This window comes from Clostridium estertheticum (genome assembly GCF_011065935.2).
GTDB classification, from domain to species: Bacteria; Bacillota; Clostridia; order Clostridiales; family Clostridiaceae; genus Clostridium_AD; species Clostridium_AD estertheticum_A.
The window spans coordinates 1,090,898-1,114,582 of sequence record NZ_JAAMNH020000001.1 but is presented as its reverse complement, the minus strand read 5'-3'; the positions used below and the strand labels follow the sequence as shown (position 1 = coordinate 1,114,582).

The window sequence follows — 23,685 nt, the reverse complement described above, 5'->3', positions numbered from 1 at the left end:
AAAATTTATACAACCAGGTTTTAAGTAAAATCATACATTCATTTAGGCCGTAGTTTATGAAAATTGTGATTACTCTCATAACTTTTTACATCTAATTAAACTTGGTATTATAAAGATTTTTCATATACTTCGACTAACTTATATAAAATTATTGGCTGAAGTAAAATTAATTATAATTTAATGAGCATGACCATGATGAATATCTTGAGTGTGTTTATGTGAATGAGTATATACCTCATGAGCATGAATATGATTATGCTTTCCAATAACAGTTTTATCGTGAATATGGCTATGATGATCATCATTATGTCTATGTCTATGCTCATGAGTTATTACTGTATGCCTATGATTATGATTATGAACTTCTGTTGAGGCAAAATACGTCCCTATAATCATAATGACTAAAGCGATAACAAATGAGAATGTTGGTATTTCTCTAAACATTAACAATGATAACCCCACCCCAATAAATGGTGCTATAGCGTAATAGGCGCTTGTTCTTGCTGCTCCTAAGTCTCTTTGAGCATAGATATAAAAGAATATACTTAATCCATAAGCAAAGAATCCTAATAGGAGGGCTGCTAAAATATAGGGGAAATTATTTGTTTGTTCACCTAATGTAAGTGCAATTAGTAAAGACCCAATTCCAGAACCAAATCCTTTAATGACAACAATTTCTAATGGATCTTTTACAGATAACTTTCTTGTACAGTTATTTTCAAATCCCCAACAAATACATCCTAACAAGACAAGGATTGAACCAAATGAAAAGGAAAAACTGCTTATATCTTTTACAGATATAATAATAATTGATAAAGTAATTAAAGAAATAGCGCCCCATAGTCGTTTGCTGATATACTCCTTAAAGATTAATAAAGCAATCACAGAGGTTGCAACAATTTCAAAATTGTTAAGTAATGATGCATTAGCAGAAGTTGTCATGGTAAGCCCAAACATCAAAAATATAGGTGCTGCAATATCTAATACAATCATTCCAATTGTAAATGGAATATCTTGTTTAGTAAGCTTTGCTTCAGTTTTCTCCTTGTATATCTTATTCTTAATCAATCCAACAATGGACATCCCCAGTCCTGATCCTAGATAGAGAAATGATGCCATTAATGTAGGGGGAATTTCTTTTAACAGTAGTTTTGATACAGGCAAACTAATTGCATATAATGCTGCTGATAGTAATGCAAAATAAATTGACTTATATTGTTTAATTATCATTTTGAATACCTCTCAAATATTATTTTATAAATTTATCAATAGCACTATTCAAATCTTCTAGTACCCTTTTATCTCCAGTTTCTACTGCATTTACAACACAGGTATTAATATGGTCTTGTAAAATAATTTTTCCAATGTTATTAACTGCAGATTTTACTGCTGCAATTTGAATAAGAACCTCACTGCAATCTCTACCATTCTCTACCATCTTTTTAACAGATTCTAAATGTCCTATGGCTTTAGATAGCCTATTGATAACTGCTTTAGTATTTTCATGTTCGTGATTATGTTGTTCAACCATGGTTAAGCCTCCATTCGCTATCCCCCAGAGGGGGTTAATAAAATTATAACATTATTTTGTTTGGATTCCAATATTAATGTTAAATGTTAAAACTACATTTTATATAAATATCTAATTACAGATTTAAAAATAATAGGGTATAAATAGCATATTTACTATTTGCCCCCTATTGTTTTGCTATATTAATATCTAATAGTCCTGGATTATCTACGACTGCGAAACAACTCACGAGTAAATTATACAATTATATACAGCGGTTCACTATTCTTTAGAGTGGTTAAGTCGGAAATGTTGGTGCTTCCCCTAATAGTCAATCCATAATAAAAAAAGAAGGTATCTTATTTACCCTCTTCATACTGATTAATTAATTTATAGAATGTAGTTTTCTTTAAATCTAATATTTTCATAACATCAACACCACTTATATCACTATCTTGCATCATTTTATAATATCTTTCCCATAGCTTAGGATACTCTATAGGCCTACGCCCTTTGTATTTGTCTGCCGTTACTGCAATAAGTAAAAGCTTCCAGTTTTTACTACGACCTCGGGGGACGTTACAATAACTGGAAGTTATTGTTTGCTACTTGTTTTGCAACTTTTACTACGTAGTGTGATAATAAGGTGACTTAACTATATAAAACTTAAAGCACGAACAATGATCTTTGAGAATTGAATAATGTGGTGTTAGAAAATGAGGTTGTTTTACACTTATATGTAAAAGAAACATTTATCATCATATAAATATGATATAATTACCATTAAGCAAGTTAAATTAGTAACTAATAACAAATTTATAATAAATAAACACAAAGGAGCGGTTAAATATGTTGAATAAATGGGAAACTGCATTAATAGTAATTGATATGCAATATGGTGGTGGGGCTCCAGATGGTTCACTGGTAAAGATGCTAAATGTTGATGTAACAAAGCAAGAAGATATAGTAACGCCAATGGTAAAATTAAAGGACTACTTTAATGAAAATGGGATGCTAGTTGTTAATGTTAAAACCGAATATAATGAAGACTTTAGTGACTGGAAAATGCTTAGTGAAAGGTTTGAAGTAAGGAAGTACAAGCATTTTATTAAGGGCTCTTTAGACGCAGAAATCATTCCCCCTTTAGCACCTCGAGATGGGGAAGAGTTGGTAGTAAAAAATAGATGGGATGCATTTTTCAATACAAATTTAGATGAAATACTGAAAGGTAAAAACATAAAAAATTTAATAATTGTTGGAGCTGCAACAGATGTTTGTGTATTTGAAACTTGTAGCCATGCTTTTTCTTTAAATTATAACTGCATTGTGCCAATTGAAACTACAGCATCTTTCAATTTAGAAAGAAAGAAAATGGGACTAGCATTACTTAGCTTTGGAAGAAGCGAAGTAGTTAATGTAGAAGAAGTATATAAAATGTTTAAATAGAATTGGAGTTGAAAATATTTAAAGAATTGTAGTACAATCATCGCTCGAAGATCCAGGTCTAACACTAGTTCGTGGATTTTTCATTTAACGACTCAACTACAAAAAACGAATAGTTTACTAGAACACCGCATTATTCATATTTGAATTTTGGGGTGTTTTTACGTCGCACTTCAATAATATTTCGACATAACCTTTAATAAAAAATATTAATCTTATCTATATGTATTAACACCCTAAGTCGTACCTATAGCAAATTATTGTTTGTTAATCATTATAACAGCCCTATATAAGTGTCATTAATACTGTACCAGCAGCGGCGTAGCAAAAGGGTTTACCGCAAAGAATAAAGATTATGGAGATAGTTTTAGCGAGGGATTTCAAGAGTATGGTCTTATTATGCCTGCAATTAGATTAGAAGATAAATTGCGAAGATATAAGCAATTAATTAAGCAGGATGCTGAAGTAAAAGACGAGAGCATTATAGATACGCTATTAGATTTAGCCAATTACTCTATCATGACTATTATTGAAATAGAAAATAGAGATAAAGAGTAATAATGAACAATATTCATATTATGCGTCACAACTAATAAAACCGAATAATCCCTTAAAAATACCGTATTATTTAATAAATTTTACGGCATTTATTCCTAGCTTTAAATACTTACTATATAAACATGGCTAATGCAAATGGTGGATACACTGGAGTAACTTTTCATCAAAGTGAATCACAACTTGGATTATTAACTGCTTGGAAAATTTATAGTGGCAAACAATATTATAGCTACTTATAGAACGTAAAAAAGGACTAGATTAATCTCTGGTCCTTTTTCTTTATTATTTAATTATTAGAGTTCTATCTATCGCTTTAGAAGCAAAGAATATCACGATAATACCAGTTATAAGTGACCCTATTGGATTTATAGATGGTAAGTAGTGCATATAACCAAAAACATTAAACATATTAAATAAGAAAACAGATATAAACACTGGCAATACATATTTGTTTTTATATTTAGGTATAAATGCTAATGTTAATATCAATGCACCTACATTAAAAACAAAAGAAATTGTTGGAAAAGTTGAAGTGTCAATAACGAACCAATTTATTAAAAAATTTATGGTAATAAAAAGTATAAAGCATATTATATGTGGATTTTTTTTGATATTTAATTTCATAAGATAATCCCCTCTCTGCTTTATTTCTAATAATAAAGCAACAAATCAACCTTGCAAATATATGTATTGGTAAAATCTATAGCAATTTATACATCGTAAATAATATTATACCAATCATTAAAAAACATGTGCAGACTAAATACACACATTACATTTTCATATTTCATGGAAAGTATCATTCATGAAAACTGATACACTCAACTCTTTTTACCAACTTTAGTGTTATTCCAACAACAATTTTATCCTAGAATCATTTTTGACAAAATCAAGGGTTTTATCTTTTTTAAATACCCCTTTTACTAATCTTTCATATTTATCTTTGTCCCAACTGTTGGTCACATTAAATTTCATATGCTTATATAGTTTTGACTTCATAGAATTATCCATGCTACTTGCTTCATTTACCATATTTATAATCATTTCTATAGCTTTTTCTTTATCCTGTTTTTCTCTTGCTAAAGATAAATCTAATTGATATTTATGGTATGCTCCTAAATCAAATACATCAGCAACCTTTTTAGCACGCTCTATGTATTCTTCTGCTTCACTAAATTTCTTTTCTTTATATAACAGCGTTATTATAAAAGCTAAAGCAGCAAATGTTTCATGAGCATTTCCCCTTAATTTGCCTTCATAAATGCCATAAGCTTCATCAATTTTCCCGCTACTTTCAAATAATAATGCCTGTTCAATTTTTTTTATCCACCTCTACTTCTGGAATTTTATCTAATAATTCTTGAGCTTTTTTATACTCTTTTTTAGCCCTATACATTGCTGATAAATCTAATTTTGCCATAGAAGCTGTCTTTTCTTTACTGCTTGCTGCTACAAGTTCAAGCCAAGCAATAATTTTTCTTTCATATCTATCTTTTTCCTCAATTTGAGGCTGCATTGATGCCATCCTGAAGTAGCTCTCACCCAATTGATATCACTTAGGTATGTACAAGTCTAGCCCTTTACTTAACCTAATATACCTCTTAGTGGCTTCCTTATATCAATAATATTTTATTGATAAACAATAAATAATTATTGATATTATTGAGAGGACGTAGTATGATGTAATTAGAAAATTGTAAATGGAGGTAGTGATTTATGAAAGAGAACAAATATAATTCTATGACAAGATTTTTGATAATTGTATTAAATGTGCTTATTGCTTTTGGGGTATTAACCTTTATAAGTTTAATAATAAGCACATTAACTCCAGGGGATATTGAGGCAGCAAATAAAAAATATATAGTAAACTGTATATTGTTTTTTATTGGGACTTCTTCCTTGGTATTTATTCTTTACTGTCTTAGAAAGATTTTAAAGTCTGTTATAAAGGCAGGACCCTTTAATATGGGTATTGTGAAAAGTCTAAAGAATATAGCTTTAAGCTGCTTTATTATAACTATATGCTATTTAATAAATTTCTTTTATAATAATCAGTTTAAAAGCTTTAGATTAATAGAGATAGGTCCAACGGGCATACACACAGATACGGAATTCTTGATATTCTTCTTTGCAGGGTGCTTTGTTTTGATACTTGCTCAAATATACAAGCAGGCCGTAGAAGTAAAAGAAGAAAATGATTTCACGGTTTAGGTACTAAAGGAGGATTATTATGGCTATAATTGTAAACCTTGACGTAATGATGGCAATACGCAAAATCTCGCTTAATGAACTGGCTGAAAAGGTTGGAATAACCAATGCAAATTTATCCATATTAAAAACCGGAAAGGCAAAGGCTATAAGGTTTTCTACACTGGAGGCTATATGCAGGGAGCTTAAATGTCAGCCGGGAGATATTTTAGAGTTTAGAGAGGAATAAAAGGGGGGTTTAAAATGGAAATTAATGAAACTATGGAACCTAAAACTAAAGAAGACCTATACTGCCTGTTATTTTCACTGCTGATAGGGATTGTATTTGATAGATTATTTATTGATAAGGCCTTTGGTATATCATACTTCATATTCATAGGGCTGTGTATTGGATTCTTCTTATGGTCCACAAGAGACCGAATAAGCTTCGTAAAAAGCTTTGGGTGGTTTTTACTTATTCCAATTGCTTTGCTGTCCTTTAGCTTTGCAGTTCATACAGTGGAAATATTTTATTTTTTTAATATTTTAACAGTTTCATTTCTTATGGTTGCAAGCTCAATTTTAATAGTGAAGCCAAGCCTTAAATGGGATAAAGGCAGCTTTATAGTTGAAATATTAAGAAAAGGCATAGTAAATGTATTTAAAAATATTAGCAAGCCCTTTAAAATTATTAAAGCTTCAATAAATATAGAAAGAACTGTTAAAATGGAGGAAGGAAAAAAGCATATATTGATTGGCATACTTGTTTCCTTGCCTTTGCTTGTGATTTTAATATTACTTTTAAGTTCTGCAGATATGGTTTTTGGCTACTACTTTACTAACCTCACAGAGATTTTAAATAATATAAATATAGAAGAGTTTGTACCACATACCATAATTATTTTATTTATAACCTTCTATTTATTTGGTTATATTTGGAGCTTTAAGAGTGAGGAAAAAACAATTGAGAAGAGCCTCTCAGCCCCTGATGCGCGGTGGGAGACCGTTACAATAATAACTGTATTGGTTGCTTTAAATATACTGTATCTGATTTTCACAATGATTCAATTTTCTTATCTTTATGGTGGAGATAATATAGCACTGCCTGCTAATTTTACCTATGCAGAATATGCTAGAAAAGGCTTCTTTGAGCTGGCCGCAGTTACCTTTATCAATTTTATAATAGTGCTAAGCTGCCTGAAATATATAAAAAAAGATAATAAAAGGCTTTTAAAGATAGCAAATCTTCTTTTAACTGTGCTTGTAGCATTTACCTTAAATATGCTTTTTTCTGCTAATTTTAAGCTAACTTTGTATGAGGCTGCTTTTGGATATACTTTTTTAAGGATATCAGTGCATTTATTTATGCTGCTACTTTTCATACTGTGCCTGGTTGTGGGTGCTGGCATTTGGTGCAAAAAAATTCCTATAGTAAAAAGCATAGTTGTGATAACCATAATTATGTATACACTAATAAACTATCTTAATATGGATGGGTTTATAGCCAGAAAAAATATAGAGCGCTATAATGAAACCGGCAAGCTGGATGCTTATTATTTGACTTCATTGTCTTTTGAAGCCGTTCCTTACTTGATTGAACTGAGGGATAAGAGCGATAGCAATATAAAAATGGTTATTGATAAAAATTTGAAATACAGAAAAGAAGTGCTTGATAAAGAAAATTCATGGACTGAATTTAATTTTAGTAAAAACAAAACTAGAAAATTATTAAACCAGGGGAACTAAAGCCCTGGTTTTTCTACATATGATGCTTCTTAAATCTAATTTGATATTGGAATAAGGCAGCAAGTATGTTAATCACCTTGTATTGTCGTCAACATAATTGTAGAATTTGAAAATTAACGGAGAATTTTTCCATAATAATGCCCTCATTTCACCTAGAAGCGAAATGAGGGCATTAATTCGTAGTTGATTTAGATATCAAAGTGGAGGTAAGAAAATCAAAACAAAATAATGCAATTAGTTAGCTAATCTAGTCCAGGCAGCATTAACTGCTCATGCTCAAATTTTTCCTCGAATTTATGAAGATAATTGAAGCATTCATCAACATCACACAATATACCATGGGATTTACAGGTTGTTTTAAAAATATTCATCAAACTGTCGTTACTAGGACTTGGTAACTGATATGCATAGTTATATTTTTCTACATATCGATCCTTCATTCCTGGAAAATGCTCATCCAGCATTTTATAGAAATATTCCCTGTTTCCTTCTCTTAAGGTTAATCCCATGCCAAAACAAATAATGCCATGTACCTTCGCTTCTATACAATAATCCAGAATTCCCCGGATATTTTCCTCTGTATCATTGATAAATGGCAAAATAGGACTGAGCCAAGCTACCGTGGGGATTCCGTTATCACGCATTATCTTTAACACTTCAAACCGTTCTCTTGTAGTGCTTACATTGGGTTCTATAATTTTACACAGTTCTTCATCAAAAGTCGTAAAGGTCATCTGAACTACACACTTTGTGTTCTCATTAATTTTTTTGAGTAAATCCAGATCCCTTAAAATTCTTGCGGACTTGGTCTGTATGGCCAGTCCAAATCCATAGGAATGAATAAGTTCAATACACTTTCTAGTATTCCCAAGTTTTTCGTCCAGGTGAATGTATGGATCACTCATTGCCCCAGTGCCTATCATACATTTCTTTCTTTTTCTTCGTAGGCCATCCTCTAAAACTTTCAGTGCATTAAGCTTTACCTCTATATCCTCAAAGTCATGATGCATCTGATAGCATTTGCTTCTTGAATCACAATAAATGCAGCCATGAGTACAGCCACGATATATATTTATTCCATTTTGAGCTGATAAAATACCTTTTACCTCTGTTTCATGCATAATGTTCTCCTTGTTGTTGAAATACTTTTTGTTGCATAATAATATAAATTTTGAGCACCAGAGCCTAATTCAACCATATTGCTGGCGTCAGCAAAATGGTCTAGCACATTATTATTACTAATATCACAAGCAACTTTTGCTTTATCTATAATTTGATTAAAATTTCTCTATTGTGTGTATTCAAGATCCTTTTGCAATTCTCTTGCATACCAAAACTCTATATCTTCATCTGTAAAGTGTATAATATTTTTATAATGTCAGCAAACTGGACTATCGGCTTTGATATTATTTATACATTGCATTCTTACAAACGTACGTTCTCATATAATGTATTATACAACATGTTATTAAAATTAAAAAGGATAAAGTTATCCTTTTTACTAAATGCTGTGCCATGAGCTTCTATTTTTAATTAAAAATTTATACCCCAATTTATTTGCGTCACCTGGGCGCTTTTCCGAAAGAGTTAGCGAGTGCTATCATCACTAATAATAAAACTAGTGGGGGGAGATATTTAAACCTGTTCGCAGCTTTCTGCTATTTCTTCAATAAATTCTGGTTTTAAGCAATGTAACACATTTTTAAACTCTTGAAGTTTTTAATTCTGAGTAAGGAATAAATTTGCATATCTTAGGCAACGGTGACTTTAATTTAGCGAACGTAGGCCTATTTATTTCACTAAATACCTTGTACCTTCGTTCATCTGGTGCAACTATGTAAAGGTCAATTTTTATATTAGGCTGCATACTCACTAGATCTGACATTCTCAACAACCCTGAATAAATAGCAGTGGTATGCTCAACCTCGAACGCAGCAATAAAGGCATCCCCTTGTAGCCATATTACATCAATCATTTCTATTGTTTTATTTGTTGCATCATCAAATTGTCTTGGCAAATCATTTCTAATATTCTTTATGTCTTGAAATTTATTACCATTATATTTTTTATTTTTATCATTTTTTGCAACCCATACATCAAGACCCATCTGCGAGCCTAAATTTAACAATAACCATTGAATTTCATCATGAGTTGTTTCTACTTCTACTATTCCTTGATTAATTACTTTTTTAGTCTGTTCTGCTATATCTAGCTCTGATTCTTCTGGAACAGTTACTATATCACCTTTTGTTATATAAACTTTGGGCCTACGCATATATTTTTTATCATTATATTCTTTATATGTTGGACTAATAACAGAACTTTTTATTGCATTTACAATCTCAATTCCATCATTTTCTTCAAATTTAGATGGTGAGACCCTAAAAAAGCAAGAATTGGTGGATTTTAAATCTTTTAGAATTGATAATTTTTAAAAGTATACCATAAACTATAAAAGTATAAAAAAAAATACTAAAAGCCGAAATCTCTATAATTATTAAATTTATAAAAAAATCACCCTAAATTAATAGGATGATAATTGTACAACTTATTTTTTGCTATTTTCAGAACACACTTTTTATTGAATCCAATAAATTAGAAAACATTCTTGATAATTTAGCAAAGAAACCTTTAGCTTCAGTACTACTTAATTTATCTTTTAATTGATTAGTTACATCATTTAATTGGTCTTTTAAGTTATTGTAGTTAAGGTCTAATGAATTTATTTTGCTCATTACATCTTTTATGTTAGTTACATCTTGATCTGATAATTTACCTTTATATTCTTTAATAGCCGTATCTACTATTTTATTTATTTCTTGGTCTGTTTTAGGTTTTTCTTTTATTACATCTTTTTTTATATCATTCATTAAGTTAGAAGCATCATTTTGTCCTATTTTTTCAGCAATATCTCCAGTAGTAACTAATTCTTTATTGGCAGCTTCTTTTTTATTTTCATCAATCTTTTTTCCTGCGCTACTGCTTTCAAAGCCTTTTAATATTCCAGCAAGAGCAGCAGTTCCTGACACTTCAAATGGTGCAGATGCTTTAACATTAGCATTTTCAATACCAGCTGTAATTAATGCATTTTTTATCATTCCATCATTAACCCAAGTAAGATTATTAGTAACTACCTTTAATCCACCTTTTTCTGTTGGCTCAATATAAGAACATGATATTGATTTATTACCAAGTTGAGCTTCTGATGCAATTTTTCCTAAGTATGTATGCTCTTCTTTTGAAGTAATTTCTAATATATTGGCATCATTTTTAGTTACTTCAAAGTATTTTAACATTTCATTTTTTTGAGTATCGCTTAAATCAACACCTAGAGTAACAGACTTAAATGAATCTGCAAATACTGAAACACCAGGATATGATGTAAAAATAACACCTAATGCTAATGATGCAATGAGTACTTTTGATATAAATGATTTAATTTTCATAATTTTCATTCTCCTTTATCATACTTAAACTGATTGTAAAAAATTTGATTTTATTATTTATTCTACATTATAGCACAAAAATTATGTTAGGACCTCCGAGTTCTTAGTAAAAACTGGTATTTTACAAAGACCACGTGGGCAACCCGAAGAAAGTCGAGTATTTGATATCCACTGAATTTCTTCATTCTGTTAAAATCTTTTAAGGTTGGTCGGCATCCTGCCAACTGGTTCGTAGTCTTCTAGATAGTGATTTGTAACTCTTCCTATCTCTTTACAACCTTTGATATATCAACAACGTTAACATAGTACCTTTTATAACTTTTGGTGCTTTTTAACGTTTTCTTGTGTCTGTAGTCCCCAAATAGTCCCCAGCGGCCCCCAAATTAAACAAGGTTAATAAGTATCAAAACTCATACCTTATGAAGTGACTATTGCAACAATTTTATATTACTGTTTTTTTATTTGATCCATGACTTGCTCTATATAAACATCTTTACCTCATTCTCCATTAAATACTTACAATTATTCCTTGATATTTTCCATCTCTATTTAAATTAGTTTGCCCATGACTTAATAAATTTTCATTATCGCCCCCCAAGGTGTAACCATGGCTGCAATAGAAAAGAGAGTCGAAAGTAGTTACAGGAGGTCGTCCGTATCATTAAACTTCAAAAACCCATCCAACTTTTCTACCCAATTTTTCTTAGCGGCATTAATAAAAATAGAAATACTAAATATTCTTATATACACACTAAGGAAAATAATAAATCCACTACAATTTATATGCATAGAGCATTATTAACCTCACCTCAAGTTTGAATTGCAAATTAATAAATAAAAACAAAACACTGGTTCAGTACAACCCACGACCTTCAGATTCGAAAGAAATGATTCTAATTAAGTTTAAAAAACCTTAAAACCCTTATAAATAGCCATTTTACTTTTTAACTAAGTTTAAGTAATACCTGTTTATTTTAAACTATAAGGGGCAAAAAAAGGGGCAAATTTATTTCGCCACCTTTTTTATTTTCAAAACTCATATATCTTCTAAGAAGTTTATAACTTCATTCTAATCTTTAATTGTAATAATTAAAGTGTCAGTAGTCTCAGTATGACTCGAATCTGTGTACTGAGGTCTATACCCTTGCGTATACCAAGTATCTTTAATTGAAAACAGAGATGTTATTTGATTATGAGCACACGATAAATTATCTAATGCTGTAATCTTGCTTACATCTAAGGTTGTTAGTTGATTATTCCTACATTCTAAAGAGGTTAGTGCTGTATTGTTACTTACATCCAAAGTTGTCAGTAGATTATTATAACAAGATAACGAAGTTAATGCTGTATTGGTATCTAAGGTTATTAATTGATTATCCCGACAATCTAGGTAAGTTAATGCTGTATTCTTACTTACATCTAAGGTTTCTAATTGATTATACTCACAACGTAACGAAGTTAATGCTGTATTCTTACTTACATCTAAGGTTTCTAATTTATTAAAGCCACACCATAACTTAGTTAATGCTGTGTTCTTACTTACATCTAACGTTGTTAATTGATTACTATTACATAGTAACTCAGTTAATGCTATACTCTTGCTTACATCCAAGGTTGTTAGTTGATTAGCTCTACAATCTAACGAAGTTAATGCTGTATTGGTATCTAAGGTTATTAGTTGATTAGTAGAACAATTTAATAGAGTTAGTGCAGTATTCTTACTTACATCTAATGTTGTTAATTGATTATTAACACAATTTAACTCAGTTAATGCTATACTCTTGCTTACATCCAAGGTTGTTAGTTTATTATAATCACAATCTAACGAAGTTAGTGCTGTATTGGTATATAAGGTTGTTAGTCCATTGGATCCACAACCTAACGAAGTTAATGCTGTATTCTTACTTACATCTAAGGTTGTTAGTTGATTACCGTAACAATATAACTTAGTTAGTGCTGTGTTCTTACTTACATCTAATGTTGTTAATTGATTATTATTACAATTTAACTCAGTTAATGCTGTATTCTTACTTAAATCTAAGGCTTTTAGTGGATTATTACCACATTCTAACAAAGCTAATTTTGTATTGTTACTTACATCCAAAGTTGTCAGTCGATTACTAGCACAACTTAAATCAGTTAGTGCTGTAAAATACTGAATTCCACTTAAACTACTTATGTTACCCCTCCAAGGGATATCGTAATTATAGTCAATAGGCAATTTTAAAACTTTTATGTTTTTCACATCGGAATAAAGTATTGGACTCGGACTAGTTTTTCCTATAAGAGAATATACAAAGCTTTTAAAATCTTTATCAGTGAATCTACTGGTTATATCTGTGCCATCACTAATAGAATCTACTACTGCTGAATCATTAACAGTCACCATTATTGTTTTCCAAGCTTCATATGTTCCATATGTTGATTTTTGATTAGCTACTGTTTTGTCTTCTGCTAAGTAATTTTTCCAAGTTGTTGATTTAACTGTGTTTGCATGTACAACAACCATATAAGTTCCTGCCTTTGTAAATGTGTATGATGGAGCAGTAGCATACTGTGATACTCTAGTTGTCCATACTCCAGTGTTTGTATTTAATATGTGTAATCTATATAGGTATGGTCCTTTGATTCCACCTATATCTTTGATTGAATTAAATGTTAATTTCGCTCCGGTAAGAGTGTAATCTGCTTCTCCATTAGCATGTACTCTGTTAGCATCATCTTTAGATACGCAGTTAAGTGCAGCTACATAGTAACTATCATAACCACTTTTGTTAAGGCCTATTGTTCCAGCTTTTTTTACCCAAACTGAAAGTTTATAATTTCCTAATTTTAATACTGGTGTTTCTGGTAACACAACTGGAGTTTTACTATCCTGTGCGGTTGTGTATCCGCTTGTTAATTCACTCCATACTTTACCATCGAAAAGGAATGCTCTGTATTGTACTAGGCCGTCATACTTTACTGAAGTTACTGTAAATTTTTCAGTGTCTCCTACCACTAGTGGTGAATGTTCTATTCCAATATAATTTATTTTTGGAGTAGTTAAAACTGCAGCTTTTGCTGTAATACTTATTAAAATTCCAACCATTACAATGACCGCCGCCATAAATATGATTAGTGTTTTTTTAATTTGTTTCATGTGTTTTTGTCCTCCTCATTTTTTATGTTTCATTTTTTATAATATTTAATTAACTATCCTAATCAAATTTAATTTAGGTTAATATTTCTTTTTAAAATATGAGCTGATAGTTTTTTATTCTTCATAGTTAAATACGTTATTTTTACAATATAGTTTCATTCCACCATTTCTACGGGCATGAGTATAATTAAAATGATATACATTGAGATTATTTTATGTAAAACAAATATTATGAGATAATAAGATGGAAATAAAATTGAACCCTATTAAATCTCAAAATAAAAGAGCCTTTAAAACTTAGTGTTTCCAAGGTTCTTGCTTGGTGCAAGCATAACCCAATTTGCACAAATATAATACTAATCCATGTATCTCCTGAAGACCTAATCAGAGTAACTCTGGCCAACTGATTCGTAGTGTGGTAGATAGCTTATTTCAAACTAAACTGTATTTTACAAACCTTCGTATATCAACACTTATACAATATTGACTTGTAGCACTCTATAGTAAATTTATATACTCTTTAGCAAAATAAACACCAAAAATAATATTAACACAACACAAATAATGAAGTTTGTATAAAAGGTATACTTTTTATAATGAAAGGATGCCTTTTCCCTTAAATCTTAAACTTCAGTACCAATTCATTAAGCTTTTGTGCAAGCTCTGCTTGAATTTGCGAGGTTTGTGCTACTTGCACCATAGCTTTTGTGGTTTCATCAATACTAATTTGAATATCTCCTGTATGTTCTGCAGACTGTTGTGAATTTTGTGCCAGAATTTGAACTGCCGTACTAACTTGATTTACTGTGGCTTCCACTTCCTCCGACATTGATGCGATTTCTTCTGACATGGCGCTTATAAAGTCTCCATCATCACCATATCGCTTTCCTGTTTTTGAATATTCTTCTAAAACAGGCATAATGCTTTCTATAATGAATTTAAGTATGTCATTGCTATTTTCCGATAAATTCTTAAACGCATCTTGAACTTTTACTATGGTACTTTGAATGGTATTTACAGTTTCTGAGGATTTTTCTGCAAGCTTTCTTACTTCATCTGCAACTACTGCAAAACCTTTTCCCTGTTCTCCGGCTCTAGCGGCTTCAATAGCTGCATTTAAGGCAAGTAAATTAGTTTGTGCTGCAATTGCTGCAATTCCATCAGCCATTACTTTTATTTCATCTACAACTTTTCCATCTTCTATAGCTTTTAATATATTCTTTTCCTTTTCTCCATAAATACTATTACTTTTCTCCAATGCATTTTTAGTATATATCTGAACATCTTTAGCTCTATCTTTAATTTGAGCAGCATTACTGCTACCCTCCATAGCCTTAGAAGATAGTTCTTCCATACTTGCGTTAACTTCCTCAACGGATGCAGTTATTTCCTCTGATGTAGCACTGGTTTCTTGAACAGAGCTATTTATTTCCATTGTTGATTGCTCTATAACTTCTATTTTAGATGTTATTTCCTCAACTGTAGCTGCAAGCTCTTCAGAAGATGCACTCATATCCGAAGAATTATTCATTATTTCTTTTATTAGTTCTTTGATATTTTCCTGCGCAATATTTAACGCAATGCCTGTTTGTCCAAATTCATCTTTTCTTGTAATAGTCACAGCCTCTGAAAAATCATAACGAGACAATCGTCCTGCTAAGTCTTTTATTTTATTTAATGGATACATTATATTTTTAGTTAATATGTAAGCCATAAAAATCATAATGAAAAATGCTATAGCTGTGTAAAGTATAATTGTATTCCTAGCCTTGTTAAATTGAGCTATATTATTTGAATTTGACCTTTCTGCATCTTTTCCATTGATAACAATTAATTTTTCTAATTTATCAAAAACAGGATTTATTATTGAATCTTCCTGCGTGTTACAAATTTCAACTGCTGCCTCATAGTTATTAGTTTTCACAAGTTCAATGATTTTAGTTTTAAACTCTGTATATTTTGTTAGTTCATTCTTAAAATCATTATAAGTTTTCGTCTCTTCTTGTGCACTGTCAGCATTTGATTGATCTGGTAAACTTTCATATTCCTGTTGCATTTTTTTATTTCCATCTATTAAATCATTATTTAGTTTTATTTGCTCATCTAATTTAGACTTATCTCTTATAAAAACAATTCTAAGAATATTAGCACTACTGTAATTTAAACTCCCTTTAATTTCTTCTAAATCCTTAATGGCTATTAAGTTAGTACTATATATATACTTAGAACCCTCATTTATCTTTGCTGAACTTATTATACCCTCTACTCCAATTAAAACCATAAAAATACAAATCACTGAAAATACTGATACGAGTTTTTTCCTTACACTTAAATTTACAAAAAAATTCATTTTAACGCTTCCCTTCTGTTTTCATAATATATGCTTCAAAATCCTGTATAGAAAGTAGTTTGCTATAATAATAACCTTATATTAACTCAAATATGGTATTCTTTGAGTCATTTACAAGTTTGCACCAATTTATAAGTTTAACCCCATCTGAAACATATTTCAACATTTATTTGTGTTTTTTTTAACAAATCACTTGACAAAATATCTTTTTTTTCGACAAACTTAATCCAAATAAAAATTCCGATAACATCTTTATTAGAAAGTAAAAACTTCCAGTTTCTACTATGACCTCCGGCGAAGTTACAATAACTTCTAATAACAAACATAACCTTTTGTGCAGAAATGCAGAATCCCTTTGTATATTAAGATTAAGCAACAAGATCATAAAAATCTTATTATTCGGAGGAGGATAATTAATTGGATAATACTGGTACATATACCACTGAACCAACTAAAGAGGACATTGAAAACATAGAGAAAGATTTTCAATAAGTACATGACGCACAGGATAGCCTGCTAAAAAAACTCTTTGGATTTGTACCTGAACACCCAGGAGATTATGTCAAAGGCATTATAATATTTATCTTTATTTTTATATTTTTAATATTGTTAACTGGTCACTTGCGTATCATTAAATAATCATATACAGAAGAATGTCCAACAACTTCAATTATGTCTTTATATTCTTACTTGCAATATTTACTATCTTGTTTATGTATTCTTATATCAGTTAAAATTTCGGCAACTTCTTCCAGATCTATATTTATCCCTTCAAGCCTATTTTCATTATAAATAAAATCATTCTTAAATTTATAGCAAACCGCCATGCTCTCATTTTCGAAAAAATATTCATATGAATTAATTATGTTTTTAAGTAGTAGAATATCATAACTATTCTTGAAAAATGGATAAAATTTAAATTGTAATCTTAAGAAATCTTAAGGTTTAATTACAATTTTCTTAAACTCCTTTTTGTAATATAAGAAAGTAAGGAATGCAATTTACTTTGTTGAAAAATTTTCAAATAAAAAAATGTGTTATTTAATTAAATTTAATCTATTAAAAGTAAATAAGGAGGAGTTTAAGGTGAAGAAGAAAATCGGAATGATTTTGATTTCAGGTATTGTATGCTTAATGTACATAAACAGCAAATATGGTCATATAAAAGTTATAGGGGATGTAATTGACAGGAACGCTTATATTGAAGCTGTTAAAGATATGTCTAATGACAATAGCAATGTAGATGATGGAGAGTTAATGTTAGTGAATAGAAAAAATACTCTGGATAAGGATTATTTTCCACATAATTTAAAAGTGGCAAAGGTTAAAATTTATCCTAACGTGTCAAATGAAGAAATGCAAATGAAAGGGAACGCAGCGGATGCACTTAAAAGACTGTTTGATAAAGGTGAGGAGGAAGGAATTATACTTTATGCATTATCTGGTTATAGATCTTATGCAACTCAAAAGGACTTATATGAAAATAGTATTAAAACAAGCGGAAAAGAGTATACCGATAAGTATGTGGCAATGGCAGGTAAAAGTGAGCATCAATCAGGGTTAGCAATGGATATAACTAATGCTGAAAAGAGTACAGGTTTTGAAAACACTAAAGAAGGTAAATGGCTTCAAAAGAATGCTTATAAATTTGGATTTATAATAAGATATGGAATAGGAAAAGAAGATATTACAGGTTATAATTATGAACCTTGGCATGTAAGGTATGTAGGTGCTCCGAATTCAGAGAAAATTTACTCAAATGATATTACTTTGGAGGAGTTTTTAAAATCTTAAATCCTCCATATTTTGTGTTTCTATATTTATGTTCGACAAATATATTTTTAAGCTATATACTTATTAAAAATGTATAAGTTTCAACCTTCAGTACGCTTAAAAGTTATATATTGCACAAAATGCTATCTGAACAAATAAATGGAGTGATTATATGGGTAAAAATATATTAGTTGTAGATGATGATAAAGAAATAGTTAATTTAATTGAAATATATTTAATTAATGAAGGACATGATATTTACAAAGCATATGATGGTGAACAAGCTCTGCAAGTTATAGATAATTATAATATAAATCTTATAATACTAGATATAATGATGCCTAAAATTGATGGTATAGAAGTGTGTAACAAAGTTAGAGAGAAGCTTAATATACCTATAATTATGTTAAGTGCTAAAAATCAAGATTCAGATAAAATAAAAGGGTTATTGTCAGGAGCTGATGATTATATGTTAAAACCATTTAATCCTTTAGAGCTTATGGTTAGAGTTAAGTCTATATTTAGAAGAATTTACGAATTCGATAAATATAGCGAGGAATTAAAAGATAAAGATACTATAGTTATAGGACCACTTAAAATTAAAAAATCCACTCATCAGGTAGAAGTATATAATAAGATTATTGCTTTAACTTCTACAGAATTTGAAATATTACACGTCTTAGCTGATAATCCAGGGAGAGTTTTTAGTGCAGAAGAAATATTTCAAAGAGTTTGGAAGGAAAAATATTATCAATCTAATAATACAGTTATGACTCACATGAGTAAATTAAGAGATAAGCTTGATGAAGTTTTAGATGGTGAGAAACTTATTCATACTATATGGGGAGTAGGTTATAAAATTGAAAAGAAAACTTATATATAAATTAGAATTAAAAGTAGTTTTTAATATATTGATTACTTTCATATTATCAGCATTAACCATGGCAGTAATTTATATGATGTGGAAGTTTTTTTTGGCAATAGTTGGTCTACTCCGTTTACAACAATCTTTAGATGCAATTTATAAGGTAAGGCAATATGTCGATTTTACAAAGATAATAATTGCACTATGGATAATAATTTTTATAAGTTATTCCCATTTATTGCTTTACAAGAAGATTAAGTACTTTGTAGAAATTGATGAACATATGGAAGCTATAGCAGAGGGCAAGTTAGATAAAAAAATACCAGAACAATCGAAAGCAGAGCTAGGGAAAATAGCTAAAAATATGAATGAAATAATAGAAAAATTAAATAAATCAATAGAAGAAGAGCGGAGAGCAGAACAAACAAAGTATGAATTAATAACAAATGTATCTCATGATTTACGTACGCCATTAACATCAATACTAGGATATCTTGAACTCATAGATAATGATAAATATAAAGATGAAGTTGAACTTAGATATTATGTAAATATTGCCTATGAAAAATCAAAACGATTGAATAATTTGATCAATGACTTATTTCAGTATACTATAATGAGAAATAGTACTTTAAAATTAAAAAAAGAATTAATAAACGTAATTGAACTTTTAAATCAAATGGTATTGGAATTTAGGCTACAGTTTAAAAAAGTAGATATAGAGTGTAGGACATATTTTTCGGAGGATAAACTCTTAATAATGGCTGATGCAGTTAAAATGGCTAGGGCATTTGAAAATCTAATTTCTAATGGTATGAACTATGGTAGTGGGACTGAGTATATTGACATATGTACTAGGAAAGAAAATAATAGTGCGGTTATAGAGATAATTAATTATGGTGAGCCAATACCAAGTATAGATGTACCTTTTATATTTGAAAGGTTCTATAGAGTTGAAAAATCACGTTCAGGATATACTGGAGGTTCAGGATTAGGTCTTGCTATAACCAAAAGTATAATAGAGCTTCATGAAGGTGAAATTTTTGTTGAAAGCAATTATGAGAGAACTGCTTTTATAATTAAATTGCCCTTGGGTAGTTAATAAAGTTTGAAAATTTATAAAAAAATCTATAGCATAATCATTGCAATAAATATTCAACATAAAAAATGTTACATTGAATCAAAAGGAAAAAGTCATCTGGAGCCCAAAATCCTTTCGTCAGAGAATAAGCAAGGGAGAAATGAAAAATGGAGGTATTATGAATAAACGAGAGTACATATTTGTCATTATTCAAAAATGAGAAAAGAGTAATAACCAATTTGTTGTTTATATTTATAGTGAGTTTGTTTGTTGAAATCATTCAGGGGCTTTTAGGTATTGGAGCATCAGACATTGATGATATAATTCTAAATTGTTTGGGTGGATTGATTGGTATTTTAGGATATAAGTTTTTATTGTTTATATTACGAGATGAGAAAAAAGCACATACTGCAATCACAATACTATCTGCTATCGGATTACCTTGTATATTATATTATTTATTCATGGTGAGAATGAGATTCTGAATATCTTTATTGCATATTCAAGAAGATACCCTACACAAGAGGAACGTAGAAATTAAGCATAATCTACAGCAAATTTAATGCAAAATATTCTTTTATTCCGTCGCAAGTAACCCCATTCAGATATTGGTAGTGAAGCGTACAATATCTGTTGCTTATTGGAGAAAAGAATGCAAGTCTAATAGTTGGAACAATTAATGAGGTCAATATTGCAGGAGTAATAAAACCCATGAACTTGGTCAATTTGGGAGGTGTTTCCCATTTAAAGCTCTTTTCTATATTTGTTTTCGCAATTCAATTATAAAAAATCTTTAGCATGAATAAAAGGCCTGCCGGCATGGTATTTGCTGGCGGCCTTTCCTTGTTTTTTTCCTTAAAATATTTTACTTACTCCCTTTTTAATAATATTATAGTGGTAAAACATTGAATTCATCAGTTAACAGTATGTTTGCTGAATTATTGCCAACCATGACTTCAAATTTACCCTCCTCAACAACCCATCTAAAATTTTTATTTAATACTCGTAATTGCTCGTTTCCTAATGTTAATATTACAGTTTTTGTTTCACCTTTATCCAATTGAATTCGTTTAAACCCTGCTAATTCCTTATAAGGACGCAAAACGCTACTATATTCATCATGAATATAAAGTTGTGCAACTTCTTCGCCTTTGCAGTTGCCAATATTAGTTACGTCAAACATGACATCGACAGTTTCATTTACTCTGATTTCTGACTTTGATAATCTTATATTTGAGTATTCAAAATTTGTATAACTTAGACCATATCCAAAAGGATATAAAGGTAACCAATCCATTTCGACATATTTGGTTGCACTAAACGGACATCTATTATAGTGAACAGGTATCTGTCCTACTGATTTAGGAAAGGACATCGGTAGTCGACCTGCAGGATTAACATCACCAAATATAACTTTTGAAATTGCCATACCGCCCTTTTCGCCTACATGCCAAGCCTCTATAATAGCAGGAATATTATCATTTTCCCATGTAATTGATAGTGGTCTACCATTTTGTAAAACCAGTATAACAGGTGTGCCTGTTGCATGTATAGCCTTAACTAAATCCAGTTGTTTACCCGGAAGGTTTAGGTCAGCTCTATCAAAATTTTCTCCGCAGGTTTCCTCGCTGTCACCTACAGCTACAATGGCTACGTCCGCATTTTTGGCTATGCGGATCGCCTCATCCATATTCAAGCTTCCATTATTATACCCGAAAATTACTCTAGCACCTCTTTGGTCATTCTTATATTCAATTTTAATTTTATACTCTTTACCTTGAATAAAATCAAAATTTACCATTTGATTAGCATTTAATTCTTCCCAACCATCTACAATTAATTTGTTATCTATCCATAATCTCATACTGTCCATGGTACTAAGCCCAATGCAGCCATTAAAACTACGGTCAGTTAATAAAGTTCCGCTCCAACGTACTGCAAATTTATCTGCATTTACACCCTGCGCTGGTTTTGAATAAATAAAGTTAAAGTTTATCATACTATCCACTCTTGTACACACTGGTTCACCGTAGAAACCCAGATTATTAAAATACTCACCAGTCAAACCATTTTGGCCGCTTATATCACGCAGCCAATTCTGTGGAATAGGTTTTATATCTGCATCTAATATACTGCAACCGGAGTTATATGTTACATTAGTATCCTTTGAAACCATTGCTTTGATTCCATCAAATAATGTGACCGCACGATCTACACTGCTGGCTGAACTATAGCCACCAAATCTGCAAACTGCTGCACTTGGACCAATAACGGCAATATTTTTAATGGATTTCTTAAGTGGTAATATGTTGTTTTGATTTTTGAGAAGACATATTGATTTTTCTGCAACCTCTAATGCTATATTCTTATGTTCCTGACAGTTTACAACTCTTTCACTTAAGGACTCATCTGTAAGTGGATTTTCAAACAAGCCCAGCATAAATTTAACTCTTAAAACTCTACTGCAAGAAATATTAATAATTTCTTTCGTAATTTCTCCGGAGTTAGCTAATTCAATAAGGGTATTTTGATATTCTTCATGAGGATAATCATACAACTGCATGTCCACACCAGCTTCTATACCCATCTTTATAGCTTCTCTGTCGCTTTTAGCTACATAATGACAAGTGTGCAGCATACGGATAGCAGTCATATCAGAACGGACAAAACCTTTCATTCCTAATTCATTACGTAGTACATTTGTAAGTAATTCTTTATCTTGGGCAACCGCCACACCATCAATGGTATTGTAAGAGCACATTGTATTTAAAGCTCCAGCATTAAATGCTGCTTCAAATATTGGCAAGCAATAATTTGCGTGATCACGTCGTCCAAACATTGCAGGTCCACAATTCAGCCCTCCGCTTGGTGCACCGTACCCTGAAAAATGCTTAGGTTCTGATACGATCGAATTATTTTGAGTTAAATCGTTACCTTGTAACCCTTCTACCATTCTATATGCAAATTTTGCACCTAAATAAGTATCTTCACCGTAACCTTCTTCAACTCGTCCCCATCGTGGGTCTCTAGCTAAATCAAGTACAGGTGACCATCCTTCATGTATGCCTAAGCTTCGTACCTCTGAAGCAATAGCTCTACCTTGTTTATAAGCAAGGTCTGGTTCAAATGTACCGGCTAGAGCAATTTGCTGAGGAAATATCGTAGCTTCCGGCCAAACCAATCCGTGTAGTGTTTCTTCACTAAATAATATCGGAATACCTAAGCGTGTATTCATAATATGGTATTCTTGTATTTGATTATTGAGTTTAGCTGAAGAATATCTGATTTGCAGGCAACCAATACCTAATTCACCATATAATTCTTTATACTTTTCGACCTCAAATTTAGTTAGTACTTTAGAATCATCTAAAAATTCCGCTCCTGAATAAATATCAAGTTGACGAACCTTTTCTTCTAATGTCATTCTGTTTACTAAATCCAAAACCCGGTCTTCAATATTAATGGCTTTATCCATAAAAGGATAATCTTTTAAATCTTCTCTTAACATAATTTCACCTCTTTTGATTAAAAATAATAGTTTAATACTTGCTCTCAATTCAGGCAAATGTCTGTAAAACCATTCA

Annotated in this window: 19 protein-coding genes and 2 pseudogenes; 9 read left to right on the top strand and 12 right to left on the bottom strand. The window is 30.7% G+C overall.

Annotation, left to right across the window (positions count from 1 at the left end; all coding sequences use genetic code 11):
• Positions 1 to 177: 177 nt before the first annotated feature.
• Positions 178 to 1,230: a DMT family transporter gene (locus G9F72_RS05095; protein WP_164959963.1), complete on the bottom strand. Its 1,053-nt coding sequence runs from the start codon at positions 1,228 to 1,230 to the stop codon at positions 178 to 180.
• Between the two features lie 19 nt (positions 1,231 to 1,249).
• Positions 1,250 to 1,531: a metal-sensing transcriptional repressor gene (locus G9F72_RS05090; protein WP_164959962.1), complete on the bottom strand. Its 282-nt coding sequence runs from the start codon at positions 1,529 to 1,531 to the stop codon at positions 1,250 to 1,252.
• Between the two features lie 828 nt (positions 1,532 to 2,359).
• Here G9F72_RS05090 and G9F72_RS05085 point away from each other — a divergent pair.
• Positions 2,360 to 2,956: a cysteine hydrolase family protein gene (locus tag G9F72_RS05085; RefSeq protein WP_164959961.1), complete on the top strand. Its 597-nt coding sequence runs from the start codon at positions 2,360 to 2,362 to the stop codon at positions 2,954 to 2,956.
• 324 nt (positions 2,957 to 3,280) lie between these two features.
• Positions 3,281 to 3,511 (top strand): annotated as a pseudogene (locus G9F72_RS05080) (nucleotide modification associated domain-containing protein); the annotation flags it as partial.
• Positions 3,512 to 3,793: 282 nt separating this feature from the next.
• Here G9F72_RS05080 and G9F72_RS05075 read toward each other — a convergent pair.
• From G9F72_RS05075 to G9F72_RS05065, 3 genes are all read right to left on the bottom strand, one after another.
• Positions 3,794 to 4,135 (bottom strand): hypothetical protein, encoded by a 342-nt coding sequence (locus G9F72_RS05075; RefSeq protein WP_164959960.1) that lies wholly within the window; start codon positions 4,133 to 4,135, stop codon positions 3,794 to 3,796.
• Between the two features lie 222 nt (positions 4,136 to 4,357).
• The gene (locus tag G9F72_RS05070; protein WP_224675971.1) at positions 4,358 to 4,555 is read right to left on the bottom strand and encodes a hypothetical protein; all 198 of its coding nucleotides are present in this window, start codon (positions 4,553 to 4,555) and stop codon (positions 4,358 to 4,360) included.
• A gap of 268 nt (positions 4,556 to 4,823) precedes the next feature.
• Positions 4,824 to 5,027, bottom strand: a complete 204-nt coding sequence (locus G9F72_RS05065; RefSeq protein WP_224675970.1) for a hypothetical protein — start codon at positions 5,025 to 5,027, stop codon at positions 4,824 to 4,826.
• 200 nt (positions 5,028 to 5,227) lie between these two features.
• On the opposite strand from G9F72_RS05065, the gene G9F72_RS05060 reads away from it, so the two are divergent.
• Genes G9F72_RS05060 through G9F72_RS05050 form a run of 3 tightly spaced genes read left to right on the top strand, consistent with a single transcriptional unit; the run spans position 5,228 to position 7,444 of the window.
• Entirely contained in the window at positions 5,228 to 5,722 is a 495-nt protein-coding gene (locus G9F72_RS05060) for a DUF2975 domain-containing protein (RefSeq protein ID WP_164959959.1), read from the top strand.
• Between the two features lie 19 nt (positions 5,723 to 5,741).
• Entirely contained in the window at positions 5,742 to 5,948 is a 207-nt protein-coding gene (locus G9F72_RS05055) for a helix-turn-helix domain-containing protein (RefSeq protein ID WP_164959958.1), read from the top strand.
• A 14-nt stretch (positions 5,949 to 5,962) separates the two neighbouring features.
• On the top strand, positions 5,963 to 7,444 hold the full coding sequence (locus G9F72_RS05050; RefSeq protein ID WP_164959957.1) for a DUF4153 domain-containing protein: 1,482 nt from the start codon (positions 5,963 to 5,965) through the stop codon (positions 7,442 to 7,444).
• Between the two features lie 242 nt (positions 7,445 to 7,686).
• Here the strand turns inward: G9F72_RS05050 and G9F72_RS05045 are convergent, their stop codons facing one another.
• The 6 genes from G9F72_RS05045 to G9F72_RS05020 form a co-directional block, all read right to left on the bottom strand.
• Positions 7,687 to 8,565: an SPL family radical SAM protein gene (locus tag G9F72_RS05045; protein WP_164959956.1), complete on the bottom strand. Its 879-nt coding sequence runs from the start codon at positions 8,563 to 8,565 to the stop codon at positions 7,687 to 7,689.
• Between the two features lie 581 nt (positions 8,566 to 9,146).
• The gene (locus G9F72_RS05040) at positions 9,147 to 9,719 is read right to left on the bottom strand and encodes a hypothetical protein (protein WP_164959955.1); all 573 of its coding nucleotides are present in this window, start codon (positions 9,717 to 9,719) and stop codon (positions 9,147 to 9,149) included.
• A gap of 289 nt (positions 9,720 to 10,008) precedes the next feature.
• Positions 10,009 to 10,890: a DUF1002 domain-containing protein gene (locus tag G9F72_RS05035; RefSeq protein ID WP_224675969.1), complete on the bottom strand. Its 882-nt coding sequence runs from the start codon at positions 10,888 to 10,890 to the stop codon at positions 10,009 to 10,011.
• 1,069 nt (positions 10,891 to 11,959) lie between these two features.
• Positions 11,960 to 14,032: a leucine-rich repeat domain-containing protein gene (locus tag G9F72_RS05030; RefSeq protein ID WP_164959822.1), complete on the bottom strand. Its 2,073-nt coding sequence runs from the start codon at positions 14,030 to 14,032 to the stop codon at positions 11,960 to 11,962.
• Between the two features lie 616 nt (positions 14,033 to 14,648).
• Entirely contained in the window at positions 14,649 to 16,382 is a 1,734-nt protein-coding gene (locus G9F72_RS05025) for a methyl-accepting chemotaxis protein (RefSeq protein WP_164959821.1), read from the bottom strand.
• Between the two features lie 686 nt (positions 16,383 to 17,068).
• Complete coding sequence (locus G9F72_RS05020; protein WP_224675968.1) at positions 17,069 to 17,209, bottom strand: hypothetical protein; 141 nt, start codon at positions 17,207 to 17,209, stop codon at positions 17,069 to 17,071.
• A 259-nt stretch (positions 17,210 to 17,468) separates the two neighbouring features.
• Between G9F72_RS05020 and G9F72_RS05015 the strand changes: the two genes are divergently transcribed.
• From G9F72_RS05015 to G9F72_RS05000, 4 genes and pseudogenes are all read left to right on the top strand, one after another.
• On the top strand, positions 17,469 to 18,176 hold the full coding sequence (locus tag G9F72_RS05015) for a D-alanyl-D-alanine carboxypeptidase family protein (protein ID WP_224675967.1): 708 nt from the start codon (positions 17,469 to 17,471) through the stop codon (positions 18,174 to 18,176).
• Between the two features lie 151 nt (positions 18,177 to 18,327).
• Positions 18,328 to 19,038, top strand: coding sequence for a response regulator transcription factor (locus G9F72_RS05010; protein ID WP_164959820.1), 711 nt, complete (start codon positions 18,328 to 18,330; stop codon positions 19,036 to 19,038).
• Positions 19,016 to 20,122 (top strand): sensor histidine kinase, encoded by a 1,107-nt coding sequence (locus tag G9F72_RS05005; protein WP_164959819.1) that lies wholly within the window; start codon positions 19,016 to 19,018, stop codon positions 20,120 to 20,122. The genes G9F72_RS05010 and G9F72_RS05005 overlap by 23 nt, the downstream gene beginning before the upstream one ends.
• 176 nt (positions 20,123 to 20,298) lie before the next feature.
• Positions 20,299 to 20,586 (top strand): annotated as a pseudogene (locus G9F72_RS05000) (VanZ family protein); the annotation flags it as partial.
• Positions 20,587 to 20,990: 404 nt separating this feature from the next.
• Here G9F72_RS05000 and G9F72_RS04995 read toward each other — a convergent pair.
• Positions 20,991 to 23,609 (bottom strand): glycoside hydrolase family 3 C-terminal domain-containing protein, encoded by a 2,619-nt coding sequence (locus G9F72_RS04995; RefSeq protein WP_164959818.1) that lies wholly within the window; start codon positions 23,607 to 23,609, stop codon positions 20,991 to 20,993.
• Between the last annotated feature and the right edge of the window lie 76 nt (positions 23,610 to 23,685).